This is a genomic window from Enterobacter sp. C6 (assembly GCF_008122455.1).
Taxonomy (GTDB): Bacteria; Pseudomonadota; Gammaproteobacteria; order Enterobacterales; family Enterobacteriaceae; genus Enterobacter; species Enterobacter pseudoroggenkampii.
In genome coordinates, this window is sequence record NZ_QPFW01000130.1 from 1 (window position 1) to 9,026 (window position 9,026).

Sequence of the window (9,026 nt, forward strand, 5' to 3'; positions counted from 1 at the left end):
AGCAGCGCCAGCAGCAGGAACGGCAGCATGGAGGCCTGCAGGCGGGTTGCCTGGTGGGCTACCGGCGGCAGCGGCGGGTCCGCGACTTCGCGAAGCACCAGCAGCAGAGCGATAAGCGGCGCAACCGCCATCAGCCAGAGCGGCGCCACCGGATTAACGCTGAGCATCAGCGCCGCCAGCGGTGGGCCGAGCAAACGCCCGCAGCTGAGGCCGGAGCTTATCGTCGCCAGCGCCGCCATTCTTTTCTCCAGCCCTGCACGCTGAATCGCCCACGTCTGGGCCGCAGGCACCAGCCCCGAGACCGTTAGTCCGTAGAGCAGGCGCGAGAATATAAGCCCCGCCAGCCCCCAGACCGTATCCAGCCTTCCGGCCGCCATCGCCCAGACCACCAGCGCCATCACGGCAAAACTGGCCAGATAGCCGCTCAGTGAGGCCACCATGACGGCCTTACACCCCCGCCGCTCGCTCTGGCGTCCCCACCAGGGCGATGCCGGTAAAAAGAGCATGGATCCAAACATCAACAGTCCGGCCCAGACCGAGAGCGACAGCCCGGTCTGGGTGACCAGCTGCGGGAGCATCACCAGCAGGCCGTTTTGACCGATGCCCAGTAAACCCGCAGATAGCGCCAGGGGCCAGTTAGCTTTTGAGGTGACGTTTTCGGTCAATATTTCAGAGTCAGTGCGCATGAGAATGTGAACATAGTGTCAATAAATGTGTGGAAATTATGAAGTTTATGAAAACAAATATTGCAAAAATGGTTGCGACTGTAAACAGAATGAATATCATAACGAGAATCATTATCAATCATGGAATGAGGTACATCTATGCGTGCTCTGCTCCGCGCCGCCGGTACAGACGTTGCAGCCCAGTGTTTTTTAAACGCCCTGTTGCGCGAAACGAAGGACTGGCGCTATCTCCCCGCTACCGATGCGGATGCGCTATCTGAGATCCATATCCCGCTTTCCCAAACCCAGGCGCTTCGGGTGCCGGTACGCTATTTCTCTCCCACCCAGCATCATCAGTACCGTTTCCCGGCAACGCTTATTCAGAACAACAGTGATAACGGTGACGCCGTCACATTCGGTCAACTGGTTGATTTAATTCTTGAAAAACCGTCCGTAAAAGGCTCGCTGGATGCCAATACGCTGGCGCGTTTTAAGCAGCGCGTTCTCGAAAGCCATGTGCACACCTGGCAGGCGATCGATCTGCGCCACGGCTGGGCAACCCTGCGCGATAAGCCGCTGACGTTTGCCGAAGCGGAACAGGCGCTGCTGGTCGGCCATGCGTTTCACCCGGCACCGAAGTCGCACGAGCCGTTCAACGAAACCGAGGCGCGTCGCTATCTGCCCGATTTCGCCTCCCGCTTCCCGCTGCGCTGGTTTGCCGTTGAGAGCACGCTCGTTGCCGGCGACAGCCTGAACGTCTCCCTGCGTGAGCGTCTGCTGCGCTTCGCGGCCCAGAGCGCGCCTGAGCTGCTCGGCCACTTCACGGACACCCGCTGGCTGCTGCCGATGCATCCGTGGCAGGCCGACTATCTGCTGGAGCAGGAGTGGTGCCAGCGTCTGGCGGAAGACGGTTCACTGCAGGACCTGGGTGAGGCGGGCGCACAGTGGCTGCCCACCAGCTCCTCCCGCTCGCTGTACAGCGAGACCAACAGCGACATGATTAAGTTCTCCCTCAGCGTGCGCCTGACGAACTCCGTGCGCACGCTGTCGGTGAAAGAGGTGAAGCGAGGCATGCGCCTGGCGCGCCTTGCGAAAACGGAACGCTGGCAAGATTTGCAGGCGCGCTACCCGACCATGCGCGTGATGCAGGAAGACGGCTGGGCGGGACTGCGCGATGACAGCGGCGTCGTTCAGGAAGAGAGCCTGATGGCCCTGCGCGTTAATCTGCTGTTCGATACGCCAGACACCCAGACCAACGTGCTGGTGAGCCTGACGCAGGCCGCGCCGGACGGCGGTGACAGCCTGCTCGCCGCGGCAGTGCGCCGTCTGAGTCAGCGTCTTGATTTACCGCTCGCCCAGGCCGCCCGCTGCTGGCTGGACGCCTACTGCAACCGCGTATTGCTTCCGCTGTTCAGCGCCGAGGCGGACTACGGTCTGGTCCTGCTGGCGCACCAGCAAAATATCCTCGTTGAGATGCAGCAGGATTTCCCGGTCGGGCTGATCTATCGCGACTGCCAGGGCAGCGCGTGGACCGAAGGCGCCGACGCGTGGCTGAAAGAGGCGGGTGAAACTGAGGTGGAAAACCGCTTCGGTGAGAGCCAGCTGCTGCGCTACTTCCCTTATTACCTGCTGCTGAATTCTACCCTTGCCGTTACCGCCGCCCTTGCTGCCGCCGGCTTTGACAGCGAGGAGAGCCTGATGTCCCGGGTGCGCGACGCGCTGGCCGAACTGCGCAAGACGGTAGCGCAGACCCGCTGCCTCGACTACGTGCTCGACAGCCCGATCTGGAACTGCAAAGGCAACTTCTTCTGCTACCTGCACGATCGCAATGAAAACACCATCGCCGATCCGGCGGTGATCTATTTCGACTTTAGCAACCCGTTCTACAAGGAGAAGGCGTGATGGCTATCGCGAATATCGTCCATTCCGGCTACGGCTTTCACTGCACCGCAACGGATAGCACCCTGCCGCTGGCGTTGGGTCTCGACGGCAGCGCGGTGCTGGAGCGTCTGAAGGGGTTCCCGGACGGCTGGCTGGTGGAAGCCCTGGATCAGCTGTTTGTGGCCGCCCCCGCGCTGACCGGCATTACGTTACCCTGGGCGACCTGGCAGGATGAACCCCAGGCGCAGGCGCTGTTTCGTCTGGCAAGCGGGGATTATCTGGCGCGTGAAACCTTCTGGCAGCTGCCGCTGTGGCTGAAAAGCGAACGTCCGCAGGCCAGCGGCGGGATGCAGTATAACGAGAGCCGTCAGCTGTACTTCCCGCTGCGCCCTCGCCGTCCGCAGGGCGAAGTGTACCGCCGTTACGATCCGCAAATTAAGCGCACCCTCAGCTTCCGCGTCGCCGACGTGGCGCTGGACGGCGAACGTTTTACCCGCTGGATGAACAACCCGCGCGTAAACGCCTTCTGGGAGATGGCGGGTCCGCAGGCCGAGCAGGAAAGCTACCTGCGTCGTCAGCTTGACTCGACCTACTGTTACCCGGTTATCGGCTGCTTCGACGACCAGCCGTTCGGCTATTTTGAACTCTACTGGGCGGCGGAAGACCGCATTGGCCGCCACTACCGCTGGCAGCCGTTTGACCGCGGCCTACACATGCTGGTGGGCGAAGAGAACTGGCGCGGTGCGCAGTATATCCGCAGCTGGCTGCGCGGTCTGAGCCACTATCTGTATCTGGATGAACCGCGCACCACACGGATTGTTGCCGAGCCACGCTTCGACAACCAGCGCCTGTTCCGCCATCTGGACTCTGCCGGTTTCGACACGGTGAAAGAGTTCGACTTCCCGCATAAACGCTCGCGCCTCATTATGAGCCAGCGTCACCGCTTCTTCAGCGAGGTGGGCCTGTGAACGCGCTCTGGGAAAAAGTGAACCGTGAGATGGTGGCGAAGATCCTCGCCGAGCTGGAGTATGAACGCACCCTGCGCGCCGAGCCGGTTTCGTCGGACGGCTGGCGCATCACCATGGGCAACGAGTCCTGGCAGTTTCGCGCCGCGCGCGGGATCTGGGGCTGGCTGCATATCGACCCGGACAGCCTGACCACCGCCAGCGGCGATGCCATCGAAGCGGAAAGCGCGCTGCTGCAGCTGGCTGCGGTGCTGGAGATGAGCGACGCGCAAACGGCAGAGCACATGGAAGATCTCTACGCCACGCTGCGCGGCGACATACAGCTGCTGCAGGCGCGTGACGCGCTGGACGCGGACGCGCTGATCCATCTCGACCCGGACGAATTACAGTGCCTGATGCGCGGTCACCCGAAGTTTATTTTCAACAAAGGCCGCCGCGGCTGGGGTCTGGACGCGCTGCGTCAGTACGCGCCTGAGTATCGCGGACGTTTTCGTCTGCACTGGGTTGCCGTTCAGCGGGAGCATCTGGTCTGGAGCAGCGACGGCGATTGCGATATCAGCACCCTGCTGGCTAGCGCCATGGACGAGGCCGAGTGCGCCCGCTTTGACGCCCTCTGGCAGGCGCTGGGTCTTGACGACGGCTGGCTGCCCGTGCCGCTGCACCCGTGGCAGTGGCAGCAGAAGATCGCCATTCATTTCCTGGCGCAGCTGGCGCGCGGTGAGATGGTTGAGCTGGGCGAGTTTGGCGATGAGTACCTGGCGCAGCAGTCTCTGCGCACGCTCACCAACGCCAGCCGTCGCGCGCCGTTTGACATCAAGCTCCCGCTGACCATCTACAACACATCCTGCTATCGCGGTATTCCGGGCAAGTACATTGCCGCCGGACCGCTGGCCTCGCGCTGGCTGCAGCAGCAGTTCGCCACCGACGCCACGCTTGCCCGCTCTGGCGCACAGGTGCTTGGCGAACCCGCCGCCGGATATCTGTCGCATCCCGGCTATGCGGCGCTGCCGAAAGCGCCCTACCGCTATCAGGAGATGCTGGGGGTGATCTGGCGCGAGAACCCGTCCTGTTATTTAGAAGACGGTGAACAGGCGGTGCTGATGGCGGCGCTGATGGAAACCGACAACGCCGGACGCCCGCTGATCGACGCGTGGATTAAACGCTCGGGCTTAAGCGCCGAAGCGTGGCTGGAAAAGCTGTTTGAGGCATCGGTGATCCCGTTCTATCACCTGCTCTGCCGCTACGGCGTGGCGCTGATCGCCCACGGCCAGAACGTGACGCTGGTGATGAAGGACTCTATTCCGCAGCGCATTCTGCTGAAAGATTTCCAGGGCGATATGCGCCTGGTGGATGAAGATTTCCCGCAGGCCCAGAGCCTGCCGGAGCAGGTGAAGGCCGTCACGGCGCGCCTGAGCGCGGATTACATTATTCACGACCTGCAAACCGGTAACTTTGTGACGGTGCTGCGTTTTATCTCACGCCTCACGCTGCAAAGCGGCGTCAGCGAAACGCGTTTCTATCAGATCCTCGCCGGAGTGCTGCACCGCTATATGGCCGCGCACCCCGAGCTTGCCGATCGCTTCGCGAAGTTCGACCTGTTTAAGCCGCAAATTATTCGCGTGATCCTCAACCCGGTCAAACTGACCTTCTCCGAACACGACGGCGGCAGCCGCATGCTGCCGAACTACGTCACCGACCTTGATAACCCTCTTTTTCTGGCCTCCCGGGAGTCAGCGCAATGAAAACCTATGATTTCATCGGCATTGGTATCGGCCCGTTTAACCTCAGCATCGCCGCGCTGGCGGAAGGGCTGGACGGCTTTAGCTCGCTGTTTCTTGAGCGTAAACCGCACTTCTCCTGGCACCCCGGCATGATGGTGCCGGACTGCCACATGCAGACCAGCTTCCTGAAGGATCTGGTCAGCGCCGTGGAGCCGACCAACCGCCACAGCTTCCTGAACTACCTGGTGCAGCGCAAAAAATTCTACCGCTTCCTGACCACCGAGCAGCGCACCGTTTCCCGCGAGGAGTTTGCGGACTATCTGTGCTGGGCGGCGGACAACCTCACCAACCTGTCCTTTAGCCAGCAGGTGCAGCAGGTGAGCTTTGATGAGAAAAACGGCCTGTTTGAGGTGGTGACCCAGCGCGACCGCTTCCTGGCGCGCCACGTCTGCGTAGGGATCGGTAAGCAGATCAACCTGCCGGACTGCGTCACCGTGCAGGACGATACCTGCTTCCACGCCAGCGAGATGATGCTGCGCACGCCGGATCTTACGGGCAAGCGCGTCACCGTCGTCGGCGGCGGCCAGAGCGGCGCCGACCTGTTCCTGAATATTTTCAGTGGCGAATGGGGCCAGCCGCTGAGCCTGAACTGGGTCTCGCGCCGCAACAACTACAACGCGCTGGATGAAGCCGCCTTTGCTAACGAGTATTTCACGCCGGAGTACGTGGACAGCTTCTCCACGCTCGGTGAAGAGGCGCGTCGGCAGATGCTGCACGAGCAGAAGATGACCTCCGACGGTATCACCACCGAGTCACTGCTGGCGATTTACCGCGCCATGTACCACCGCTTCGAAGTGCTGCGTGAAAAACCCTGGGCGCACCTGATGCCGTCCCGCTCGGTGACAGCCCTGACGCGCCTGGAAAACGGCCAGCGCCTGAGCATACAGCATCACCTTGACGGCGGCCGCGAGCAGCTGGAGAGCGACGTGACGATCTTTGCCACCGGCTATCGCGCCGTGCAGCCTGCGTTCCTGGCGCCGCTGTCTCACCGCCTGCATCTGGATACGGACGAAGCCTTCTGCATCAACAACGATTTCACCCTCGAATGGGACGGTCCGCAGAGCAACCGCCTGTTCGCCGTGAATGCCGGGATGCACCGTCTCGGCATTGCCGAACCCCAGCTCAGCCTGATGGCCTGGCGCGCAGCGCGAATTCTGAATCGCGCGCACGCCGACGAGCCGTTTGAGCTGGCCACCACTCCTGGCGTTATCCACTGGCGAAGCACCACCAGCCCGGAGAACAGTCAGGTTTTTAAATCATTAGCAAAAACCACCGAGTACTGACACACACAATCAGGGTCAATATAACAATGAAACGTTCTCATCTTTGGGTTTTAAATCCTTGTTTGCTTGCAATGCTTTCTACCTCTGCGTGGGCGGAAGAACAAAAGGAAGAAAATATCGTTGTCTCCGCCAGCCGCGCGCACCGCAGCGTGGCGGAGATGGCGCAGACCACCTGGGTCATTGAGCGGGCTGAAATTGAGCAGCAGGTTCAGGGCGGGAAAGAGATTAAAGAAGTGCTGGCGCAGCTGATCCCGGGCATGGACGTCAGCAGCCAGGGACGTACCAACTACGGCATGAACCTGCGCGGCCGCTCCATGATGGTGATGGTGGACGGCGTGCGCCTGAACTCGTCCCGCAGCGACAGCCGCCAGCTCGACTCTATCGATCCGTTCAACATTGACCGTATCGAAGTCATCTCCGGCGCCACGTCACTTTACGGCGGCGGCAGCACCGGTGGCCTGGTGAACATCGTCACCAAAAAAGGCCAGCCGGAAACCGAAGTTGAGTTCCAGACCGGGACAAAGAGCGGATTTAACAGCCACAACGACCACGATGAGAACGTGTCGGCAGCGGTCAGCGGCGGCAACGATAACGCTTCCGGTCGTCTGTCGGTGTCGTATCAGCGCTACGGCGGCTGGTATGACGGCAACGGCGACGAGGTAATCATTGATAACACCCAGACCGGCCTCCAGTATTCCGACCGTATTGATGTGATGGGAACAGGCACCATCAACATTGACGATCACCAGCAGCTGCAGCTGACGACCCAGTACTACAAGAGCGAGTCCGACGGCAAGCATGGGCTGTATCTCGGGAAGAACTTCTCGGCGGTAACGGGGGATGCGACCGCCTACAACAAAGGTAACCTCGATTCTGACCGCGTGCCGGGTACCGAGCGCCATCTGATTAACCTGCAGTATTCCAACACCGACTTCTGGGGCCAGGATCTGGTCGCGCAGGTTTACTATCGCGACGAGAGCCTGACCTACTATCCGTTCCCGACCCTGACCAAAGGCGTAGTGAGCAGCATCGGCGCGTCGCAGCAGAAAACAGATTTCTACGGCGGCAAGCTGACGCTAAACAGCAAGCCCGTGGACGATTTAACGCTGACCTGGGGTATGGATGCCGACCACGAAACCTTCGACGCCAACCAGCAGTTCTTTAAACTGAGCAAAGCTGCAGCGAGCGGCGGCATGGAGCTGGATAACGCCTACAACGTGGGCCGCTACCCGGGCTACAGCATCACCAACCTCGCCCCGTTCCTGCAGGCCAGCTACGATATTGACGCCATCACCCTGAGCGGCGGCGTGCGCTACCAGTACACCGAGAACAAGGTGGACGACTTTGTCGGTTACACCCAGCAGCAGGCCATCGCCACCGGGAAAGCGACCTCCGCCGACGCGGTGCCGGGCGGGAAAACCGATTACAACAACTTCCTGTTTAACGCCGGGATCCTTGGTCGCCTGACCGAACAGCAGCAGGTATGGTTTAACTTCTCCCAGGGCTTCGAAATTCCGGACCTGGCGAAGTACTACGGCTCCGGGACCTATCAGCTCAGCAACGGTCACTATCGCCTGCTGAACAGCGTCAACGTGAACGACTCGAAGCTGGACGGTATCAAGGTCAACGCTTATGAGCTGGGCTGGCGCTACACCGGGGATAACCTGCGCACGCAGGTTGCGGCGTATTACTCGCTCTCGGATAAAACCATCACCATCAACAAGACGGACATGACCATCAATCTGGAAGACGACAAGCGTCGTATCTACGGGGTGGAAGGTCAGGTGGACTATTTCTTCACCGACAGCGACTGGAGCACTGGGGCGAACTTTAACGCCATTAAGTCGGAAACCCGCGAAAACGGGAAATGGGAGAAGCTGACGGTCGACAGCGCCAGCCCGTCGAAAGCCAGCGCGTGGGTCAACTGGGCGCCGGGCGACTGGACCCTGCGCGTGCAGAGCACGCAGACCTTTGACGTGTCAGACTCCGACGGCAAGAAGATCGATGGCTATAACACGGTCGACTTCCTGGGCAGCTACGCCCTGCCGGTGGGTAAAGTCAGCTTCAGCGTGGAAAACTTGCTGGACAAAGACTACACCACCGCCTGGGGCCAGCGCGCGCCGGGGCTATATAGCCCAACCTACGGTGCACCGGGTCTGTATACCTATAAAGGGCGCGGACGGACGTTTGGTCTGAACTACTCCGTACTGTTCTGATCCTGCGCGCCGCCTGCGGGCGGCGCATTTTGTTGTGTAATTTCAACGCGAATTTGCTATAAAATCAGCGATTTGCTGAAATTGTCGGCAAACGAACGAAAAGTGCGTTTTCACCCTTTGACAAGGCGTACCGAGGTCGCTACTATGCGCCTCGTTCACACGATTCCTCTGTAGTTCAGTCGGTAGAACGGCGGACTGTTAATCCGTATGTCACTGGTTCGAGTCCAGTCAGAGG

6 protein-coding genes are annotated in these 9,026 nt (G+C 60.5%); 5 read left to right on the top strand and 1 reads right to left on the bottom strand.

The annotated features are described in order from the left end of the window. On the bottom strand, nt 1-686 hold a 686-nt coding region (locus tag DOU50_RS02310; RefSeq protein WP_148768695.1), incomplete at its 3' end, for an MFS transporter. A gap of 138 nt (nt 687-824) precedes the next feature. Between DOU50_RS02310 and DOU50_RS02315 the strand changes: the two genes are divergently transcribed. From DOU50_RS02315 to DOU50_RS02335, 5 genes are read left to right on the top strand one after another with little or no spacing between them, the layout of a single operon-like run. Continuing rightward, nucleotides 825-2,567 (top strand): IucA/IucC family protein, encoded by a 1,743-nt coding sequence (locus DOU50_RS02315; protein ID WP_148768696.1) that lies wholly within the window; start codon nt 825-827, stop codon nt 2,565-2,567. Continuing rightward, the gene (locus DOU50_RS02320) at nt 2,567-3,514 is read left to right on the top strand and encodes a GNAT family N-acetyltransferase (RefSeq protein ID WP_148768697.1); all 948 of its coding nucleotides are present in this window, start codon (nt 2,567-2,569) and stop codon (nt 3,512-3,514) included. The genes DOU50_RS02315 and DOU50_RS02320 overlap by 1 nt, the downstream gene beginning before the upstream one ends. Further along, the gene (gene iucC, locus DOU50_RS02325) at nt 3,511-5,253 is read left to right on the top strand and encodes an IucA/IucC family protein (RefSeq protein ID WP_148768698.1); all 1,743 of its coding nucleotides are present in this window, start codon (nt 3,511-3,513) and stop codon (nt 5,251-5,253) included. Before DOU50_RS02320 ends, iucC begins: the two co-directional genes overlap by 4 nt. Further along, nucleotides 5,250-6,575, top strand: coding sequence for a lysine N(6)-hydroxylase/L-ornithine N(5)-oxygenase family protein (locus tag DOU50_RS02330; RefSeq protein WP_148768699.1), 1,326 nt, complete (start codon nt 5,250-5,252; stop codon nt 6,573-6,575). Before iucC ends, DOU50_RS02330 begins: the two co-directional genes overlap by 4 nt. A gap of 26 nt (nt 6,576-6,601) precedes the next feature. Then, nucleotides 6,602-8,791: a TonB-dependent siderophore receptor gene (locus tag DOU50_RS02335; protein WP_148768700.1), complete on the top strand. Its 2,190-nt coding sequence runs from the start codon at nt 6,602-6,604 to the stop codon at nt 8,789-8,791. Nucleotides 8,792-9,026 lie beyond the last annotated feature (235 nt).